The sequence below is a fragment of the Mycobacterium sp. genome, from assembly GCF_035274705.1.
In the GTDB taxonomy this organism is placed as follows: domain Bacteria; phylum Actinomycetota; class Actinomycetes; order Mycobacteriales; family Mycobacteriaceae; genus Mycobacterium.
This window is the reverse complement of sequence record NZ_DATENY010000130.1, coordinates 29,507-50,299: the sequence shown is the minus strand read 5'-3', so window position 1 is coordinate 50,299 and position 20,793 is coordinate 29,507. Positions and strand designations below refer to the sequence as shown.

Below are 20,793 nucleotides of genomic sequence, written 5' to 3'. Positions count from 1 at the left end.
GGGAGCGGAATATGGGCGAGACGTGTCTGCCTAACGAACTGCGGACGCTGTTCCTGTTCGAAGCGTTATCCGACGAGCAGTTGCAGATGCTCTGCGATAACGGGCACATCCAGGCTTTCGAGCCAGGGCCGATCGTTACCGAAGGCGATCCCGCGACGTGCCTATACGTCCTGCTTGACGGTGAACTGGTGATGTCCAAGCGCTCGGCGGGCGTCGACATCGAAACCAACCGCACGTCCCAGCGCGGCGTGTACTGCGGAGCCTGGTCGGCGTACGTCCCGTTCGAAGAACACGTCTACGAAGCCTCCGTGCGGGTGACCAAGCCGTCGCGATTCTTCGTGCTGGACGCCGACGCGTTCGCCACCTTCATGAAGACGCAGTTCCCGATGGCCGTACACCTTCTCGAAGGGCACATGGTCGGTGGGCTGCGGCAGCGCCAGATCATCGGCCAGCGGGAGAAATTGCTGGCGCTCGGCCAGTTGTCGGCCGGGCTCACCCACCAGTTGAACAACCCGGCCGCAGCCACCGCGCGGGCGGTCGCCGACCTGCGCGACCGCGTGGCGGGCATGCGTCACAAGCTGGCGATGCTGGCCGACGGCAAATTCACCCCCGAAGCCCTGCGCGTGTTGGTAAGCATCCAGGACGAAGTGGCCGAGCAGGTCGCGAAGTCCAAGTCCGTCGAACTCACCGCGCTGGAAGCATCGGACCGCGAGGAGCAGATCGGTGATTGGCTGGAAGACCGCGGCATGTCGGGGGCCTGGGACTACGCCCCCACATTCGTCGACGCCGGCCTCGACACCGACTGGCTCGAACGCGTCTCAGCCTCGGTCGATGAGGTCGACGCGACAGCGTCGTTGCAGGGCGCGATCGGTTGGCTGCGCTACACCATCGAGACCGAGTTGTTGATGAACCAGATCGCCGAGGCCAGCAAGCGGATTTCCGCGCTGCTGGCCGGGGCCAAGCAGTACTCCCAGATGGACCGCGCGGAGTATCAGAGCGCCGACGTCCACGAGTTGCTGTGGAGCACCGTGATGATGTTCGGCGACAAGATCGGCAAGGACGGCGCGGTCAAGGTGGTCAAGGAAATGGACAAGTCGCTACCCGAATTACTTTGCTACCCAGGCGATCTCAATCAGGTCTGGACGAATATCATCGACAACGCGATCCAGGCGATGGACGGCCACGGCACGCTGACGCTGCGTACGATGCGCGAGAACGAAGAGATGATCCGCGTCGAGATCTGCGACGACGGTCCCGGCATTCCCCCGGACATCATCGAGAACATCTTCAACCCGTTCTTCACCACCAAGCCGTTCGGCGAGGGCACGGGCCTCGGTCTGGATCTGGCCCGCCGGATCGTCGTTGAGAAGCACCACGGCGATCTGCGGGTGCAGTCCGAGCCGGGCCACACGAAGTTCATCGTCCTGCTGCCATTGGTGGCGCCGGCACCCGAATTGCCGACACCGATCGAACTTCCGGCCACAGCGGAATAGCCGCAGCCGCGGTGGGGGTTGGACTTCAGCATGACTGACCAGAAGCCCAGCCTCGGCCGGTTCGGATCGTTCGGACGCGGCGTAACCCCCGAACAGGCGAAGGACATCGAGGCGCTGGGCTACGGCGCCGTGTGGGTGGGCGGCTCGCCGCCGGCCGAACTGGATTGGGTGGAACCGATCCTGGAGAAGACCACCACCCTGCAGGTGGCCACCGGCATCGTCAACATCTGGACCGCTGGCGCCGGTCCCGTCGCGGAGTCCTTCCACCGCATCGACAAGGCCTACCCAGGCCGCTTCCTGCTTGGCATCGGCGTCGGCCACCCGGAGGCTGGACACGAGTACCGCAAGCCGATCGATGCGTTGAAGGACTACCTCGACCAGCTTGACGAGTACGGCGTGCCGAAGAACCGCCGTGTCGTCGCCGCGCTGGGCCCGAAGGTCTTGGAGCTGTCCGCGAAACGTTCCGCCGGTGCGCATCCATACCTGACGACGCCCGAGCACACCGCCGAGGCGCGCAAGCTGATCGGGCCCGACGCGTTCATCGCGCCCGAACACAAGGTGGTCTTGACGACCGACGCGGAGAAGGCCCGCGCGGTCGGCCGTAAGGCCCTGGAGATTTACCTCAACCTGACGAATTATCTCAACAACTTCAAGCGGCTGGGGTTCACTGATGAGGACCTCGCCAAGCCGGGCAGTGACCGCTTCGTCGACGCCGTCGTTGCCTACGGCACAGTGGATTCCATCGCGGCGCGACTCAAGGAACATCTGGACGCAGGTGCGGATCACGTGCCGGTGCAGGTGCTGACGTCGCCCGAGAAGCTCGTGCCCGCACTTGCCGAACTGGCCGGTCCGCTCGGCCTGAACTGAACGTCCAACCGAAGGAACAGCGATGACTGCACTGAAGCCCGACCTTGGCCGATTCGGTGTGTGGACCTTCGGGACGCCCAAACCTGAGCAGGCGGTCGAGATCGAGAAGCTCGGATACGGCGCTGTATGGATCGGCGGATCGCCCGCCGGTGATCTCAATTACGTCGAGCCGATCCTGGAGCGCACCGAGACGCTTCAGGTCGCCACCGGCATTGTGAACGTCTGGACGGCGCGTGCCGAACAAGTCGCGGAGGCCTACCACCGCATCGAGGACAAGCACCCCGGCCGGTTCCTGCTCGGCATCGGCATCGGGCATCCCGAGCACACCGAGGAATATCGCAAGCCCTACGACGTGCTGGTCGAATACCTCGATGTGCTCGACGCGGCGAAAGTGCCAACGAGCCGACGCGTCGTCGCCGCACTCGGGCCGAAGGTGCTCAAGCTGGCCGCCCAGCGCAGCGCCGGCGCTCACCCGTACCTGACCACGCCGGAACACACCGGCTGGGCGCGAAACCTGGTGGGCAACACCGTGTTTCTGGCACCCGAGCACAAGGTGGTGCTCACCACCTCAGAAGACGCAGTGGACGAGGCGCGCGCGATCGGCCGCAAGACCGTCGACTTCTACCTCAATCTCAGCAATTACCTGAACAACTGGAAGCGACTGGGCTTCACCGACGACGACGTCGCCAAGCCGGGCAGCGACAAGCTGATCGACGCGGTCGTTGCACACGGCAGCCCGGACGCCATCGCCAAGCGGCTGACCGAACATCTCGAGTCGGGTGCCGACCACGTGACCATTCAGGTGCTGGGCGGCTGGGACAAGCTGCTGCCGACGCTGACGGAACTGGCCGGGCCGCTCGGCTTGAAGGGCTAGGGCCTTTCGGGTTCTTGCGTGAGCTGTTGCAGTACACGCAAGCGACATCGATCGGATCCTGGCCCATCTCGGGCGCTCGCCGACGTGGGCGGCATGCTGAAGGAATGTCGAAGTCCCCACCGGAGCACACAGACCGTCGCCGGGCCGAGTCGTTTGGCGCTATCGCAAATGAGTACGACCGTTATCGTCCGCATTTCCCGCAGCCCCTCATCGACGGCCTCATCACTCAGCGCGGAATTCTGACGGCCGATATCGGCGCCGGAACCGGTATCGCATCGGTCCAACTGATGGAAGCCGGAGCACACGTTGTCGCGGTGGAGCCCGACGCGCGGATGGCACGCGTGGCCACCGACAAGGCAGTCAGCGTCGAACAAGCGACCTTCGAGGAATGGCAACCGGCCGGCCGTTCGTTCGATCTGGTGGTCTTCGCGCAGTCCTTTCATTGGGTTGAGCCCCGGTCCGCGATCGAGAAGGTCTTGACGATCCTGAGGCCGGCTGGTCGTCTCGCGATTCTCGCGAACCGAATCATCCCCACCGCACCGACGCAGGAAGAACTCGATGCGGTCAGTGCGGACTACCTGGATGTGCGTGTGAGGCCGGTCGGCCATCGCGAAGCAGAACTGACCGCATTGCTCGAGGAGTTCGGCTTCGCGGTCGAGCGACGGTGCTGTTTAGAACACCTGCACTACACCGCCGAGGACTACATGAACTTGGTGTCCACCTATTCCAATCACTCGACGCTCGAGCCCACCGCGCTCACCGAGTTGAGATCGCGGCTCGAGCAGAAGATCGGCTCGGCCGGTGTCGCTGCACACAATGATGCACTGGCGTTCGTCTGCACACCTCCCTCTTCGATGGAGGCCCTCGACTAGGGTCATTGATCATGCGGTTGCTGGTCACCGGCGGCGCGGGATTCATCGGCGCCAACTTCGTGCACAGTAGTGTGCGTGAGCACCCGGAGAACTCCGTGACGGTGCTCGACGCGCTGACCTATGCGGGCAGCCGCGAGTCGCTGGCCCCCGTCGACGCCGATATCCGCCTCGTGGAGGGCGACATCACCGATGCCGAACTGGTGTCCAAGCTCGTGGCCGAGGCCGATGCCGTGGTGCATTTCGCCGCCGAAACTCACGTCGACAACGCGCTGGCCGAACCCGAGCCGTTCGTGCATACCAACGTGATCGGTACGTTCACCATCCTGGAGGCGGTGCGCCGACACGGGGTTCGGCTGCATCACGTATCGACCGACGAGGTGTACGGCGACCTGGAACTGGATTCTGGGCAGCGGTTCACCGAGTCGACGCCGTACAACCCGTCGAGCCCGTACTCGTCGACCAAGGCCGCCGCCGACATGCTGGTTCGGGCGTGGGTGCGGTCTTACGGTGTGGCCGCGACGATTTCGAACTGTTCCAACAACTACGGGCCGTACCAGCACGTCGAGAAGTTCATTCCCCGCCAGATCACCAATGTGCTGACTGGGCGGCGGCCCAAGCTATACGGCCGCGGCACCAACGTACGCGACTGGATCCACGTCGAGGACCACAACAACGCGGTGTGGCGGATTCTGTCCGACGGCCATATCGGGCGCACGTATTTGATTGGGGCCGAAGGCGAACGGGACAATCTGTCGGTGATGCGCACACTGTTGCGCCTGATGGGCCGCGACGCCGACGACTTCGATCACGTGGTCGACCGGGCGGGCCATGATCTGCGCTATGCGATCGATCCGTCAGCGCTGCGCGACGAATTGGGCTGGAGTCCCAAGCACACCGACTTCGAGGAAGGCCTGCGCGCCACCATCGACTGGTATCGGGACAATGAATCATGGTGGCGCCCTTTGAAAGACCTCGTCGAGGCATCGTATGCGGAGCGGGGCCAATGAAGGCCCGCGAGCTCGACGTACCCGGCGCGTGGGAGATCACGCCGGCGCTGCACACGGATTCGCGCGGGGAGTTCTACGAGTGGCTCACCGATTCGGCGTTCACCGAATTCGCCGGACACGGGTTCGATCTGCGGCAGGCCAACTGCTCGGTGTCGGCGGCCGGTGTGCTGCGCGGCGTGCACTTCGCGCAGCTGCCGCCGAGCCAGGCCAAGTACGTGACGTGCCTTCACGGTGCCGTTTTCGATGTGGTGGTCGACATTCGAGTCGGCTCACCGACATTCGGCCGGTGGGACGCGGTCCAGCTCGACGATCGGGCCCGCCGCTCGGTGTACATCTCCGAGGGACTCGGCCACGCTTTCCTTGCGCTGGAGGACGATTCGACGGTGATGTACCTGTGCTCCGCGGGCTACGACCCGTCGCGGGAGCACACCATCAACGCCAACGACCCGGTGCTGGGCATCAACTGGCCGGTCGTCGGCGGCGAGCCGATCATGTCGGACCGCGACCGAGAGGCGCCGACGCTCGCCGAGGTTCAGGCGGACGGCCTGCTGCCGACGTGGGATGAGGCCCGTGCGTTCATCGACGGTTTACGCCGGTAGGCGCGGCAGCCAGCGCTCGAGATTAGGTGAAGTCCCCTCGGGACAGAGCGTGCGTCAACATCATTGCCGCAGTTGCGTGGTGCACGTATTGCCAGGCCTCGTCCGTCGACAGCTGGGCTCCAATGGCGTTCTTAACCAACGCGGTCCATGTTTTCCTGGACACCAATCCAAGGGTCCGCCGGTTATCCTGCGAGGTCGCCACGAAGGGCTCCTTGGGCAGCTTTGTTGTGATCACCTTCGTCAAGGGATCCCACAGGTCCTGGGTGTAAAACCGCACTCGTTTGTTGCGGTTCCCTTGCCAGGCCAGGGCAGCAGTAACGCAATCCCCGACGGACCATTTCGGGGCATCGAGGAAGTAGACCGCGTTCACCGTGTCGTTGAGGAACGTCTCCCCGCGATTGTCCGGGCTGGCGAGTATCCGGGCCAGGATATGTGTTCCCGAGCTGAACGACGCTATCGCCGTCTTGCCGAGAGTGGCCGGTGACGTCGTCACACCGGCACGCCGGAACATGAACGCCTGCAGTTCCAGAAGGATTCGGCCCATTTGTTTGGTCGACTCGATCACGCCGAAGTCTTCGCGGAGGCTGTTGACGGGGTGAACAGTGACGGCCTTTGCGCCCGCTTTGGCGGCCTGGTAGGGCACGCCCTTTGACCCGGGCTGGTTGAACGGGTCGATCTCCGGATAGGCCAGATCGTCGTAAAGACCGAAACTGGCGTAGTCGAAGTTATCGGGGTAGGGGTCCATGCCATCCCCGGCGAAGAACGAGCCGATGTACTGAGCATTTCCCTGCCGAAGGAACAGCAGGATCGGAGTCGGATCCGCATTGTCGTTGCGGTCGAGCGACATCGGCCAACTGACTCCCCACAGCTTGGGCGCAACAACTCCGGCCAACCTCAGGACGACGTTCTCCGCATCAACGTGCACCGAGGGATCCTTCGAGAAGCTCACGCCCTGCTCGGGCACGGGCAGATCGAGAAAGTGCGCATCCGGCTTGTCATCGAAGTCCCAGTCCTGCGGTGGCCACACGCCGTAGTTGTCTTGGTACTGCTTGGCCACGTCGGTCGGCTTGCCCTGACGCGTCGTAGGGGGATTGCCCAAAAGTGCCAGCACATCATCCGACACGTCCTTGAACCGGCTGAGTACAACCGACGCAAAGGAGAACTCGATGCCGAGGGCTCTGAGGGACCGGACGGTGACAAAGGCCGCCGTTGGTCCCGCGGGGGTCAGCGCGCCCGTGTTGCTGACATTGAGCGCCACTGTTGTCGGCCAGAACGTCTGGACGGTCGGCGTGGCGGTGATCTCGACGGTTGTTGTACCTGGGGGAATCGTCCAGACCGGTGTCGTGTCGTCGGCGACAGCAAGGGGATTGCCGTCGGCCGTCGCGCTGAAATGGCAGGTCAGCGCTACCGCCTTCCAGTCGGTTCCCACAGCGCCCAGTACGACGACGGTCATGCCGTCTCCAATGGGTTCGGATAGCCCGAGCCGGCATCGCCCTCGATCGGCACCGTCGCGGGCGCATCGGTGTCGATATCCTCGGTCGCGTCGCCGGTCGGTGTACTCGCCAGGAAATCATCGATATCAGCCTGGCTGACTCCGCCTGCAAGCAATAACTGCTCAGCAGTCTGAAGCGGATCAGCGCCGGCATCGCCATCGTCGGCGCTCGCCGCCTTGGGCCCCGGCGACGGCGCCAGCCCCTTGCTGGCACAGAAGCATTGGTAGTCCGTGCCCTGGGAGATGATGACGTCCTTGTCGATGATCTGCCCGAGAATCACGACAGTAATCCGGTAGGCGGTCTTCGCCGGGGTGGTCGGGTAGGTGTCGGCGGGACCGACCGTCGTCACAACCGTCGTGTCGTCGATTTGGCTGACGCTCGCCGGAAGACTGGTCGCCGCGTCGCCGTTCGTCTGCGTAGGGATGCTCTGCGCTGCTTGCTCAGCAGTTTGACCGGCGGCCGGGAGAATGTCGACACCCTCCTCCAGGAAGAAGGTCGGCCCTAAGGCGGTCGTGGCCTGACTTGCCGCCGTGCTGAGCATCGCAGTCAGGTGATCGTCGGCGAGCGGATCGCCGGTGCCGGTCACGTAGCGGCCGAACTTGAGCGACGCATCGGTGACGAACTTGGTACGAAACGCCGGCCAGCCGCCCGCGGGTGCGCTCGTTGCGCCCGTGACCAGCGGCGCCTTTCGGGTCAATGACCATGTCTGCGCCTGGCGATACTTCACCGTGGTGCCGTCCGTTACGAAAACACCAATGCGTCGCGGGCCGAGCACCTCACCGGGGCTGCCGAACAACCCGGACAGCATGGTAAGGAATCGCGACGATCGCCCTACGTCGCAGCCGTAGATGACAACCCGGGTTTTGTTTGAGATCACCGCTGGACCCGGCGCAGTCAGCCACTTGTTTGCGAGCGCATCCTGCAGGTCATCTGCGGTCATGATCCCGCCGCTGCTGACTTGCTTTGCCTGAGTTATCGCACAATTCATGGCACCGAATCCCGAGGCATGCGAAACCAGGTTGATCGTCGTTTGGACTGTGGTGAGGGAGCGCAGACTATTGAAGACTCCTTCCATCGTCTGCCCCGCCGCAGGAGCGTCGACGACCGTGCCGCTGCCGGCCTGGAAGTACTGCTTGGCGAGGCTGTAGAAGCGGTTGGTCGCCGCGCCGTCCAGGCCCATCAGGAAGGTGATCTCCGGCATGGCCGATTACCCCTGCCCCATCTGCGCGACATCGAAGCGCAGGCCGCTGGCTCCCTCGCCCCGACCCGTAGTAACCGACCGCGCCGCCCAGGTATGCCGCCCGCCGTCTGCCGATCGCGCCAAGAACCACCTCCGCCTCACGACAACACCGGCTGTGGGCACCTCCTCCTCGGGCAGCACCTGGCCACGAAGTTCTTGCAGCACAGTGGATCTCGGTGACGACGCGACAAGATCCCCGAGGCTGTCCGGGCGGGGCAGAACTGCTTCGACAAGCCCCACCTGGCGTGACGCGTCGCCAATTCGCACCGGGATAAACGGGATCCAATGCTCCGGAACGTCGGTCATCAACCGGTACGCGAGGTCACTTTCGGTCAGCAACAGCGATTTCGATTGCGCGGCCCTGACGTATTCGTCGGGCAGGTCGTGTACGTCGCCCTCGGCGTCGGTGACGAGCTGCTCGACACCCCAGACGAGGTTGGCCATCTCGTCTCGCAGGAACCGGACTTCTTCGACCACCTCGCCTGCCAGCGGGCTGGCCGTTACCGCGGGCAACACCAGGATCGGGTCGGCGATCGACGAGCCCACCGGTCGGAACATCGCCCACTGCTGATCGGCGGCGGGGGCGATGAGTTCGTGGGTGCCGAAAGTGTCACGCACCACCAGTTCGGTGACCGACTGCGTTGAACCGTAGGTGACCGGGAGCGGGAAGGTGAACCAGTCGTTGCCGTAGATGGTGCTGAATTCGACAAGGGCCAGCCGGCTGAGGTCGGTGGTGCTGGCATCGATTCGAGACAGAGCCAGCTTCGAATCCTCGAACTCCCAAAATCGGTTTCGCGGCATCCCGGGGAATTGAATGGTCGTGGGGATTCGCTTACGCGACGTAACCGTTGGCGTCGCTTGTGCTCCGGGCTCGCCGACGACATCGAAATCCGACCAGTCGACCCGTTCTCGGGTATGTCCCGGCGCGCCGATCACAGAAGCGTCGCCGACACCCAGCTCGAACCGGCGCTCGAGCCGTTCGGGAATCCAGCTAGCTGGGCCGGTGCCGAAGCTGATCCGGCACCAATCGGCGAACGCCTCGAGATCGCTCCTCGATGCGCTCGCCTCGCCGACCGCAAGGCTCAGCGCGGTGGCAAGCACGCTGTCCGGTGCTCCGGCAGCCCCGGCAACGGCAGCCGCCACCGCCAGCCCATCGGCGAACAGGCGCGCCGCGCCCACGAGGCGCCGCGGCGAATCGTCGGTCAGCGGCACCGGAAACGCGTGCAGGAGCGCGGTGTTCACCGTAGCGGGCACCGCCGCCGCGAGCGCCCGGCCGGCCTGGATGCGGTCACGGGTGCTGTGGGCGGGGCCCGCGGCCTCCCCCGCGACCAGGGCTTCGACCACATCGGTTTGCGGCGAATACGGCAATACCACGCCGCCAGCGGGCCGCCAGCAGTCGAACGGTGTCTCCGTCTGAACGAAGGTGACCTGCACGGGCGATCCGGCGTCCTCACCGCTCAGCTCCCCGAATTGTCGCTGGCGGGCCAACATCCAGAACGGGTCCTCAACGGTGGCGGCCAGGCCCCTCCCCGGGTCGCCGCCGCGGCAGACGGGTTCGACGCGCGTCATCGAATAAACGGTCGTCATGGCGTCGCCTCGCTCACCCAGCGGGTCGGGAAATTGTGTGCGAGTCCGAGGAACCTGCGCAATCCGACGTCATCCTCATTGAACTGGGCGAGGTAGACCGCGGGCAGGAAAGCGGGGACCCGGCGCACCGCATCGAAGTCCACCATCCTGCAGTCGGCAAGTTCGAGGGCCTCGTCGACGACCGAAAACAACGCGTCCTCGGTCCACGGCGTGGACGTGTCCGGCGGGACCGCCAGCAGGATCACGTTGGGCGCCCGGGCATCCGGCGTTGACAGATTGGCGGCGACCGCCGCAGCACCAGTCGGATTCGGGACCACCTCGGTCCAGGCATCCAGTTCGATGCCGGTCACCACACCGGTCACGTTGTCGCCGACCACGACGACACTCGTCACGGGCGGGCCTGCAAGGGCGACGGGGAACGGCAGCCCGACCCAGCGGTGCGCGGATGCCGGGTCAACGCCGTCAGCCCAGGGAGCCGCCGGGGACTGGGCAGCCCACGTGCCGACGGGCGGGCTCGCAGTTAAGTCGTTGTGCAGCAAGGCATCCTGGAGGGAGTCCGCTGCGTTTCGTACCCGCGCGGTGTCCTGCAGCCACCGCGCGAGGATGCCCGATCCGTCGCCCAGCGCGGCGCTCTGGTCCCCGAGACCGGCGGCGATGTCGGTGGGAAACGCGGGCAGGGTCCCCTCGACTACCGCGGGTGCGCCCAACAGCGCCGCGGTCGCCGTGACGGGATCCGGCGCCTTCGACGCCGTTGCCACTCGGTTGGCGGCGGTGTTCAGGTCGGAGCTCGCGATCCCCCAGGCGCCCAGCTCCCCCGGTGCAGCGGCCGCCAGCTCGGCGGACAGGGCCGCCACTGTCGCAGCGAGGCCAGAGCTATCCAAACTCGAATCCAGTTGCGCCCGAGCGTGAAACGTCTGCGGGGTCAGTGGTGCCCGCCCCGCCAGGGTCTTCTGCCAGGCGGCCGCGTGGTCGAGCAGATTGAGCAGTGCGGCGTCCTGAGTCAATTCGAACCCGACTGCTGCCGCGCCTGGCTGGTTTGCGGCGAGCAGCAGCCGCGCGACGCCCTGCAAGCCCGGGTTCGAGTTAGGCGCCCCGGGGAACGTGTCGGGCGAATCCCAGCTTTGCAGCGTGATGGTGTCTGCGCTCAAATCGAGTGCGGCGATGTCGAGTGCCGACAGGCCCAGTGATGACAGCAGAGGGTCCGCAATCTGGTTGCCGGCATCGTCGAGCAGCCGCACCCGTATCGAGTCGATCGGCCCCAGCCGACGGGCGACGAAGGCGTCCGCGGCCGGTGCCAGTCGCGCGCGCGGTGTGTCGGTCGCGTATCCGGGCGGGCGTTGGCTGTCGCCGAATGTGATCACGAGGCGCTGTTCGATGCCGCGGCCACCGCGCGGGGTCGCCATTGATTCGAAGGAGTCGGGCGGCGGCGACGCGCGCCCCACCATGTCCAGCGCGGCCGCGGCACGCTCGTAGTTCGCCCCCGCGAGCTGGTACATCGACTCGGCCAGTCCCAGGTCAGCGAATGCGTCGAGAGTGCTGAGCAGGTCACCGATTGCCGACTGCAGCGCAGCGCGCTCCGCCGGTGACAGCGACGGCTGGTTCGGGTCGCCGTCGGAGACGATGCCCGCAACAACCGATCCCGGTGTGGCCGTTTCGGCCTGGGCGAGCTTCCACCCGTCGGCGACGGTTCGCTCGGAGGAGGCGTGTGGGGCGTTGTCGATCGTGTCGACTTTGAGCGGGAATTGCCGCCGGAGAACGTAGACAGTCCAGTCGATTTCGATGCCGCCAGTGCCCGAAGCGTCGTGGATCGCACGCTCCAGCTGGTAGCCGAGTAGCGCCCCAAGCTGCTGGCCGTTGCGCATTCCGTCCGCAACGGCCAACGCCCTACGCACCGCGACCGAGTTCAGACCGGTGGCAAACGGTGCAAGCGCACCGCCGGCCCGTCCGTCATGTGCCATCCACGCGGCCCTGAGCACACCAGCGGCGCTCGCATGGCGCGGGGACGGTGCCAGCACGAATCCTCCGCTGGCCCTTGAGGTTTCGGTACCATCGGGGATAGTGCCCGTGGCGGCCACGGGTGTCGCCTGCCGTCGTTGGAGACCGTGCACCGCGCCCCACGCACCGACCTGGATCCCGGGTTTGCGAGCCTGCATTCCGGCCAGCCTTGCAGTCGCGAGCGAGGTGACCCAGGCGTCATATCGGTGCGAAGCGCCGTCGATGATCTGTCCGGTCAGGACGGCACGTCGCTCGGTCGCGATTTCGGCAAGTGGCGCAAGCGAATCCCGGAAAGCAGCCAATGCGTCGCTGTTGTAGTAGCGGGCCAGATCCGCCGGAAAGGATGCCGGATTGTTGACGATGGCAGTCAGTCGGTCGCCGACGGTGAACGCCGCGCCGTCGACATCCTTTCCGGCACTGGCCCGCATCGCCTGATCGGTCTGCGCGACGCGCTCCGCGGTGAACCCTGGTTGCAGCGGTGTGGCGACCCCGGCCGCAGCCGGCAGGTTCGCGACGGTCACGTACGCGGTCTGCCTGGCGACCTGCTCGGCGACGCGTCCGCCACCTAGACCGATGAATTCGTTCGTGGCATCCGCGGCGATCCGCAGTGCCGAATTGCGCAGCAAGAGACCAAGAACGCTCGTGGCCTTCTTCGGGTCTGGGGCAAGGATGTCGAACACCGTGTCCGCGTCAGCCGCCATCGGCAACCACAGGTTGGCGGCGGCGTTGTTATTGAATTGGTGGACGATCGACGGCATCGCGTTGGTGAAGCCGAGTTCGGCCATCATGCTGAGCCGGCTGTACTCGGAGTTGCCGGTGGGATCGGCGTAGCCACCGGCCATCAGGAAGTCGATCGCCGGGCCCGGTTGCGTGGTGCGCAGGCGAACGCGCGTAGTGACGGGTTCCTGCGCGAACAGGTCCGGCCCGGCGGGAGCATCGGCGATGCCGGACGTCCACAGGTTGCGGATCCGCGGCAGGAAGCTGCTCAGCCAGCCCTGGAATGCGGATTCGGACAGTGGCCTCCAGCCTCCTGCGGCCATGACCGGCACGACGCCGTAGGGCTGTCGGCCGAGCCGAATCGTCGGCAGCGGACCTCCTGCCCGTACGAAGTTCGTCACATGCGCGTACACCTGCGGCAGCAGATTCAAGTTGAATCCGGGTTGGGCCTGCCCGCGCAGAAACGTGCCCCATGTGGCCTCAAAAAGCGCCCGGCTCATGGCCGTTGCTTCGGCGAGTTCCATGCTTGACGCGCCGTCGAGGGCCGCGAGCACGGCGGAGTCCATGCCGAGCGCGCCAGCAAGCGCAGCGGCCGCAGAACCCGGCGCCGGGGCTGGGGCCGGCGCGGGAGCCGGCACGGCATTGATCGAATATCCGCTCGCCGAATCCGCCAGATTGTTGGTGGGTGTGCCCGGAGTGATTAAAGCGGCGCCGTCGCTGAGGCGGTGGGCTTCAATCAGCGCTGCGAGTCGCTTGCTGCCCGCCACAGGATCAGCGACGGAGACCCCCACGGCGACCACGTCGTCGACCGTGGTGGTGTGCGGCGGAAGATCGATCGTGACCGCCATGCCGACAGCCAACGCGTCGGCGAAATCGGACATCCAGCGCATGCCCTCGTCGAGTACGAGCGTGGCATCGGCGTTCGTCGGAGGCGCCGCGGCCGGTTGCGCATTGGTATCTGCGTCCTTCCCGAACTCCAGGCCGACTTGCAGCTGGGCGGGGATGGCGCTGCCATGGACGGCTATTTCGCCGCCCGCATAGCGCGCTCGCACAACGAACGTGTCGGGCAGCGCGCGGGCCAGCGCGGCCAAACCGGTTGACCCTGCTGTCGTTTCCACCGTCGGGAAGGTCGGGGCACCTGCATCGTTGGTCGGCGTGAGCGCCTGGCGCACCCAGATCGCCCGGGTGGGACCGACGTCGGACAACAACTGCGCCCACGCCTGGTCGGCGGGTCCGGCAGCGCGCAGCGTCGTCCAGTACTTCTGGCCCGCCAAGGCCTCGCCGTCTGTCAGGCGGGTGTCATGCCCGTCGAGGTGCACATCGTCGGGGTATAGGCGAACCTGAAGTTGCGGCGCTGTGTCTGTCCCGGCGAATCTCGTCTCAATCCGGATGGGCAGCATCGCGATCGGAACTTCGGCGTCGACACCGGCGATGACTGGGCTGTGCTGGCCGCCGACGACGGGACCAACGCCGCGGTCGGGGACCGGGGTCGGGATCGGGTGGTTCATGCGACCGGCCTCGGAGGCAGAAGATCGGTGCCACGCACTCCGCGCCGGAACGGATACTGCAACAGTATCCAAGCGACCGATGAGCTGTTGCTGTGCCAGTTGAACGTCGGACCGGCGGGGCCGCCCGGCGCAGTTTTCGGGATGGCGCCGCCGACAAAACTCAATGCGCACAGCCGACCATCGGCGTCCAGGGCCGCGTCTCCCCACGATGCGTCGTTCCAGTCGGTCGGAGTCGCGGGCGCCGTGACGGTCGGCTCGTCGAGCCCGAACCGCGGTTCGGTGAAATGCTCGGCGAAGAAGAACCACCACGCGGTGTCCTCGTTGCCTGCCGCTGACCAAACCAGGTCTGCGCTCAAACTGTTGAAGCCCACGAGTAGCACGTCCGGATCGAGGCGCGCGGTGAAATCGGGCTGGATTTCGGTGGCCGGATCCATGGCACGACCGGCGCCGGACTTCTTGGTGTGCGCCGCGGTCACGATTATGCCCGGGTAGCGACGGACCACGTCGCCCTTGACCACGAGGACAAGCGGCGCGGCCACCTCTCCCGGCCTGTCGCTCAGCGCCGGTAAGTCCCGCGTGGGCACCTCATGTAACAGGTGCGTCAGGTCGTATTGGTCCGCCGGATTACCGGTGTCGCGGTGTGACCAGAACTGCCTACTGTATGTGCCGCGTTGGTCCGTCGGATACTCGCGCCACAACAGCTCCCGCGCCAGTTCGTGGTTCATTCCGACGAGGAATGCGTTGATGAATGCGCGGTTTGATTCGACCAGCGTCGTCGTGTCCGCGGGCAGCGCGTCGACACCCGGCAGTATCCAGTCATGGGAGATGTCGGCCAGCGCCTGATACGTCGGCTCCGACAGAGCGGGTGCGGCCATGATGTCATCGAACACTGCCGCCTGTGGCGCTGTCAGGGATGAGATCTGGGAATTGACCATCGATACGATGGTCTTCGACGGGTCGAGCGCACCCACGATGGTCGCCCGCAACGTGTCGAATCCGTTGACCAGGCTGGTGATTGGAAGCGCCGAGGCGTCCGTGGCGACGATCGTGGCACCGAGGAGGGCCTTGGCGACATCGGAGATCTGCAGTCGCAGCGGGGTGAGTTTGACGGGCGGAATCGTGAACTTCAACGCGGGCGCGGCAGGCTGAACGAAAGTGCCAGAGGCGATTTGGCCGAACACCTCGCGGCTGATGGTGGAGCTGGCGACCTGGGTCGCCGCGGTGCCATGCGCGATGTGCGGTTGCCCCGCAACGGGTTGCGTCGAAATCGGTTGTCCTGCAACGGGGTGCCCGTGAACCGGCCCGGTGGGGCTGGGTTGGGAGGTCGGTACCATACCGGCCGCGCTCAGAACGGCGTCGCCGTCGATCGATCCGACTTTGGTTGGTACGTCGGCGGGCGCGACGAACCGAACGGTCTCCAGCTGGCTGAGGGCGTCGAGCTGGGTCGCCGCCTGTGCAGGTGTGAGGGTGGTTTGGTCAAGATCCGGAACGAGCCGGGCCAGGATGCCGGGCACCGCGGCGATGCCCCACACCTGGCTGGGCGGCTCCAACGCGTCGATCGTGTCCAGCGGGACATCAACCGAAAGTGGATGAGGCTCAGCCGATTTCTGCCCAAGCACCGTCGGCCCCGTTGCGGCCGACCACCGGGCTGCACCGGTCAGGTTCCCGCGAGCACGTGTGACGCGGCGGTATTCGACCGACACGATCGACGGTGGAAGCGGAGATTGACGCAGGCGTCCGGTGAGAGTCTGACCCGCAGCCACGAGGACGCGCGAGTGCACCGGCGCGGTGGATGTGACCAGATCCGCGGCCGGTAGCTGCGAGATCCACCGCCGGTGCAGTGTCGCGCTCGCGGCCAGCGAGAACTCGGCCCGCCGACGCAGCGCGTTGGCGGCGAGAACTGCGCCGACTTGACGCCACGCTTCCTCGACGTAGCGATCCTGGTTGCGCCGCACGACTTCTGACCCAAGACCTGCCGCGACGCGTAGCCGCGGATCAAGGTTGGTTTGCCGCACCCACGGCGGCGCCGTCGTGTCGAGGGTGCCTACGGTTGCGCTGGGTCCGGCCGCGAGCTGGCCGTAGACCGGTGGGCCCACGACGGGCGGCGCGTCCGGATTGGATGTCAGGAGCGACACGTCGTAACCGGCGTCGACCAGCCGAGACCGCAGGGAGTCGAGATAGCTCTGCCCTACCAAAGGTGCAATGTCATCGAGGGTTTCGCCGGGGGGTTGCAGCGCAACGTGCAGATCCAGATCGGCACCGGCCGCGTCGGGTGCGGGCAGTCCACTCATCGGGAAGTCCAGCTGCAGCCGGCGCCGACCGAGACCGGCAGGCAAAGCCACTCCGTGCAGGCGACGAACCAGGGACTCGAAGTCACCGTTCGGTCCCGTTGCGAACCGCCAGAAGTAGTACACCGGCAGCGTCACGTCGCCGCCCGCACCGCCCCACGCAAGGTCCATGCTCGTGCGAACCGGGCCGGGATCCTCGCCTAGCCCGGCGTCTCGTCCGGCGGCGAAGACCGGAACGACGCAGGCGAGGTAACGGTGATCGGCCTGCAACCGTCGGGAGCTGATCAGGCGCGACAGTGAGCGCGACGGATCGTCCGGCACGGTGTCGGACCCGAGCAACTGGCTGTGGGCCCACATCCACGACTCCGCTGGATTCGGAAGCTGCGCAGAGTCAATCGTGAGCTTTGTGCCCAGCGGCGACGGCGAGAGCGGGTCGACCGTCAGTGCCGTCTCATCGATAACCGCAAGGGTGATCCACGGCAGAGTCGGCCCGCTCGCCGACTTCCTGCTGAACATCCACGGCAGGTCTGGCGAGTCGAACTCGACCGCCGCCAGGTAGTTCGGCTCGGCGTCGGATAGCCCGTTGGGCGGGGTGCACCGGATGATTTGGCGATTCGGTATCCCGATGACGTCGCCCGGCGTCATCATCGCAACCTGACGAGTCAGTGGCGGCTGGCCCGAAACGGTGACCATGACGCTGGTCTGCGCGCTGGCGTCGGCGAAGAATCCTCGATGGATCATCGAGGAAAAGGTGAACTGCGCATCGGTCATGTGCCCACCGTCCGCAGTTCGAAGTCGGCGACGGCGACTCGGTCGGCCGAGATTCGCGTGGAGGCCATCAGGGCCGCGGCTGCTCCGGTAGCCACGATGGCACCGGTCGCCGCGTCGGCCACCGAGTAAGTGGGCGCTGACACCGCGATCTTGGGAGGGACGGTTCGCGACGGCGTCGACATGTGCGCGCGGCCGGCGGCGCCGAGGCCCGCCCACCCGAGTGCGATCGCGTCCAGCGGCCGGAAGTTGCGGTGCGGCGCACCGGTGGAGTCGTCGCCGAGGCTCTCCTCGTAGATGACGCTGCCCGTCACCGCGTCGCTTACCTGCCAGGTCTCACCCTGCAGGCTCCCACCCGCATCGAAGGGCAGAAAAGCGGGCTTCGACAGGCGGTCCTCATCGCTGAGTTCGAAGAATTGCGAGGTGGCGAAGAGCTCCTGTGCGCTCACCACGACTCCGCCCGTCGCCACGATCGCCACGGTCACCGGGTCCGGTGACACCACCGCGTCGGCGCCGAACTTCGCTAAGGCGACATCGAGGGGTGCGGCGGTCTGCGTCAAGCGCACCACCCCGAGCGGATGAAGCGCATCGGCGCCTGAGCGCAGCTGGACCGTACCGCCGTCGGCGGCGGGCAGCACGTGCATCCACACCGCGTCTTCCGACAGCGCCTCACGCACCTTCGCCGGCACATCAACCGGGGGGCCGAGCTGCAGCGGGGAGTCCGTCCCCCACCCGAGGTCCAGCGTGCCGGACACCGAGAAGAAGAACAGGTCGATGCTCGCGTGAGCGTGCGCGTGCCAGTGGCCCGGACCCTCGAGCAGCAGGTCGAGGCTGATTGAACAGATATCGTCTCCAGCCACGGTCAACTGGAATTGACCGGCGATCGACGTGCTGAAGTGCAGCTTCGGCTCCGTATGGATCAACGTGTCGAGGCTCAGATGCCCCTTAGCGCCGATGGGCCCAAGTTTGGCCTCCAGGTACATCCCGGCGCCGAACTGCAGCGAACTGGCAGTGATCGCCAAATAGGCGTCCGCCCAGATGCTCAACAGCGGGCTCGGAGACAGTGAAATACTCAGCCGCCGCAAGCCGGTCAGGTCGGGCGGCGGAGTGAAGCGCGGATTGAAACCGCCTGCCGTGAACACGAAGCTCTGCGAGCCGCCACGCAATGCGATGTCGCCGGTGACGTCGAATGTCCCGATGCGCGATCTGGTGAGCGCGGCATCGAACGCGACGTCGCCGGTCGTGAGGTTGATGGTGCCCGCGAAGTCGGCCTGCAGATAGATGACGGGCAGGGTGGGATCGGGAACCGCGATCTGGACTTCGCCGATGATCACAACGGCGGCCGGGTTGGGGAAGGTAAAAACGATGCCGGCGGTCATCACCACCATCGGCACCGGACGGCCCCAGCCCAACTCGACGATCGGGCCGACGATGTATTGGTCGGATTTGGCCGGGAAGATCGCGTCGACGGCGGCCAGCACGGCGTCTGCCCGGGACGCCAGGTTGTTTGGGATAAGGACGTCGGTGGCGCGGCCGTCGCGCACCAGGGCGCGCAGCGACGATGTGTCGACAGTGCGGTTGAGTCCGAACACGCCGCCGACGGCGTTGAGTGTCAAGCCGAGGAAGATCTCGATTGGCGGCGCAAACTGCACCGACATGACGACGACGAAACTCACGTGGCCGTTGACTTCCCGGATGCTGCCGAACGCCTGGATCGAAAGCTCCAGCGTGCCGAGCGTGAGCGCGATCTCCATTGCTCCGGCGATCTCGTGATCGGCTATCCGCAGGAAGCCCCCGCCCTTGAGGACATTGGCGTCGATCGCCACCCCGATGCCGCTCGGTGTCGCGAAGCTGGGCGGCTGCAGGTCGATGACGCCGAGGTTTCCGCTGCCATCGGTGGTCAGACGCAGCGGCTGCATCACACCGAAGCCGTCGATGGTGACGGTCAGCGGGCCCAGCGATGCGACCACGGTGCCCTTCGCCGAAACCGGGAAATCGGCGCCGGAGATATCGAGCGCGGTCGTCAGGCTGTGCACCACCAGACCAGGTAGGTGCACAACGTCGGGCCATGACTTGGTCAGACCGACACCGCCGTCGAAGTGGAAGCCGTCGGCGTCGAGTCTGAACAGAAGCTTGCCCTGCAGGCTGACCCCGCTGTCGGGCAGGAGGATGCCCAGAAGTGAGCCGACCGCCGATCGGGGAATCGCGAGTTCGAAGCCGGTTGCACCGAAGCGGACGTCCCACGAGGTCGGTGAGACCGACGCCTCGAACACCGGCTGCTGCAGCCTCACGTGGATGCCCCCGTCCGACCCCACCATGAAGACGCGCGGTGTCTTAGCGCTGAGCGTCAGGGTCGGCGACGTCGCCCCGATTACCTTCACCGCCCCCAAGCCCGTCATCGCAACTGCGACTTCGAGATTCGGAGGTGACACGGCGAGCGCAAGCGTCGAGCCGATGTTGATCGGGGCTTGAGTTGCCTCGACGGTCAAGACCGCCGCCACGAATTTGGGCGGCACCGCGTCAGTGCCGATGAAATCAACGACAAGCGTGATCGGCGTGCCGTACGTGTCGGCCGCCAGCTTGAGCACCAGGCGTTGCAGCACGACGACGTCCGCCCCGAACGCAATCTGTACGTCCGGGTTCGGCTGCGACTTCGCGCCGAGCTCGACAGTCGACATCGAAACCACCCGCGGCCCGGTGAGTACCCCCGCGACCGACAGTGTGTTCTCGCGCCGGACCAACTGATAGAGCTGCCAGACATAGGCGAAGGGGTGTGAGGTCGCCTCGGACACCGAGTTGAGGATGCTGGCGCCCGGCCCTACGAAGCCGGTGGAGGCCATGGCCGCCCACACTGCCGTGCTGCTTGCGCGCAATGCCCGGTCGACCGCGAGCGTCACGAGTTGGCCGATCACATCGCCGTTCGGAAGAGCCGGGGCCAACGGAAGGCTCGCCGCGTCGAGCTTGGGCGCGTTGTCGACCAGGCCACTGACGACGGTCCACAGATCAGTAGCCGCAGTGATGAGCGACATGTAGTCCGGGTCGCTACTGTCCAGGACTGCCACGAGTTTCGGAAGATCCGTCGAAATCTTCGAGATGTCCGCCGCCCGAGCCGTCAGAAAGGTTTGGATTTCGTCGACTGCTGGGGCATCCAGCCCGATCCCGTGGAGGGTCGCCAGCAGCTTCTCCGGATCGGAGATCAACGTTTCGAACTGGTCGACGACGCGCAGCAGAAAGGTGACGATCGCGCCGTCGAGGGCTGTGGGTGGGCCCGGCGACGAATCAGTCACGGGCGCAAGTCGCATCGCTTGGCGGCAAACCCATCCCCTGCGTCCCCTTAAACGTTGTGACGCCCTGCCCAGGTCATCCCGCTTATGCGATGAATCCCGGGCGGGATATTACGCCCGATCGACCGCGGCTCGCGGAGTAATTCCCTGACCGCACAAAAGCTTTTAGCGGCGCGTGCTGTCGCTGCTGCCGTCACGCGG

At 65.9% G+C, this 20,793-nt stretch carries 12 protein-coding genes; 6 read left to right on the top strand and 6 right to left on the bottom strand.

Annotation, left to right across the window (positions count from 1 at the left end; all coding sequences use genetic code 11):
• The first annotated feature begins 11 nt into the window (after positions 1-11).
• The 6 genes from VJV41_RS26975 (at position 12) to rfbC (ending at position 5,712) form a co-directional block, all read left to right on the top strand.
• The gene (locus tag VJV41_RS26975; protein WP_325339000.1) at positions 12-1,493 is read left to right on the top strand and encodes an ATP-binding protein; all 1,482 of its coding nucleotides are present in this window, start codon (positions 12-14) and stop codon (positions 1,491-1,493) included.
• Positions 1,494-1,523: 30 nt separating this feature from the next.
• Entirely contained in the window at positions 1,524-2,360 is an 837-nt protein-coding gene (locus tag VJV41_RS26970; protein WP_325338998.1) for an LLM class F420-dependent oxidoreductase, read from the top strand.
• Between the two features lie 22 nt (positions 2,361-2,382).
• Complete coding sequence (locus VJV41_RS26965; protein ID WP_325338996.1) at positions 2,383-3,234, top strand: LLM class F420-dependent oxidoreductase; 852 nt, start codon at positions 2,383-2,385, stop codon at positions 3,232-3,234.
• A gap of 104 nt (positions 3,235-3,338) precedes the next feature.
• Positions 3,339-4,106 (top strand): class I SAM-dependent methyltransferase, encoded by a 768-nt coding sequence (locus VJV41_RS26960; RefSeq protein WP_325338994.1) that lies wholly within the window; start codon positions 3,339-3,341, stop codon positions 4,104-4,106.
• 11 nt (positions 4,107-4,117) lie between these two features.
• Positions 4,118-5,113 (top strand): dTDP-glucose 4,6-dehydratase, encoded by a 996-nt coding sequence (rfbB, locus tag VJV41_RS26955; RefSeq protein WP_325338993.1) that lies wholly within the window; start codon positions 4,118-4,120, stop codon positions 5,111-5,113.
• Positions 5,110-5,712 (top strand): dTDP-4-dehydrorhamnose 3,5-epimerase, encoded by a 603-nt coding sequence (rfbC, locus tag VJV41_RS26950; protein WP_325338991.1) that lies wholly within the window; start codon positions 5,110-5,112, stop codon positions 5,710-5,712. Before rfbB ends, rfbC begins: the two co-directional genes overlap by 4 nt.
• A gap of 22 nt (positions 5,713-5,734) precedes the next feature.
• On the opposite strand, the gene VJV41_RS26945 is transcribed toward rfbC, so the two are convergent.
• The 6 genes from VJV41_RS26945 to VJV41_RS26920 are packed head-to-tail and all read right to left on the bottom strand — an operon-like array spanning position 5,735 to position 20,595.
• Positions 5,735-7,165 carry a hypothetical protein gene (locus tag VJV41_RS26945; protein ID WP_325338989.1) on the bottom strand — a complete coding sequence of 477 codons (1,431 nt, stop codon included), beginning with the start codon at positions 7,163-7,165 and terminating at the stop codon, positions 5,735-5,737.
• Positions 7,162-8,406 (bottom strand): hypothetical protein, encoded by a 1,245-nt coding sequence (locus VJV41_RS26940; RefSeq protein WP_325338987.1) that lies wholly within the window; start codon positions 8,404-8,406, stop codon positions 7,162-7,164. Before VJV41_RS26940 ends, VJV41_RS26945 begins: the two co-directional genes overlap by 4 nt.
• A 6-nt stretch (positions 8,407-8,412) precedes the next feature.
• A complete protein-coding gene (locus VJV41_RS26935) occupies positions 8,413-10,032 on the bottom strand; it encodes a hypothetical protein (protein ID WP_325338985.1) in 1,620 nt (539 codons plus the stop codon).
• Positions 10,029-14,252 carry a hypothetical protein gene (locus tag VJV41_RS26930; protein ID WP_325338983.1) on the bottom strand — a complete coding sequence of 1,408 codons (4,224 nt, stop codon included), beginning with the start codon at positions 14,250-14,252 and terminating at the stop codon, positions 10,029-10,031. The genes VJV41_RS26935 and VJV41_RS26930 overlap by 4 nt, the downstream gene beginning before the upstream one ends.
• Positions 14,249-17,311, bottom strand: a complete 3,063-nt coding sequence (locus VJV41_RS26925) for a hypothetical protein (RefSeq protein ID WP_325338981.1) — start codon at positions 17,309-17,311, stop codon at positions 14,249-14,251. The genes VJV41_RS26930 and VJV41_RS26925 overlap by 4 nt, the downstream gene beginning before the upstream one ends.
• Positions 17,308-20,595: a DUF6603 domain-containing protein gene (locus VJV41_RS26920; protein ID WP_325338979.1), complete on the bottom strand. Its 3,288-nt coding sequence runs from the start codon at positions 20,593-20,595 to the stop codon at positions 17,308-17,310. The genes VJV41_RS26925 and VJV41_RS26920 overlap by 4 nt, the downstream gene beginning before the upstream one ends.
• Positions 20,596-20,793 lie beyond the last annotated feature (198 nt).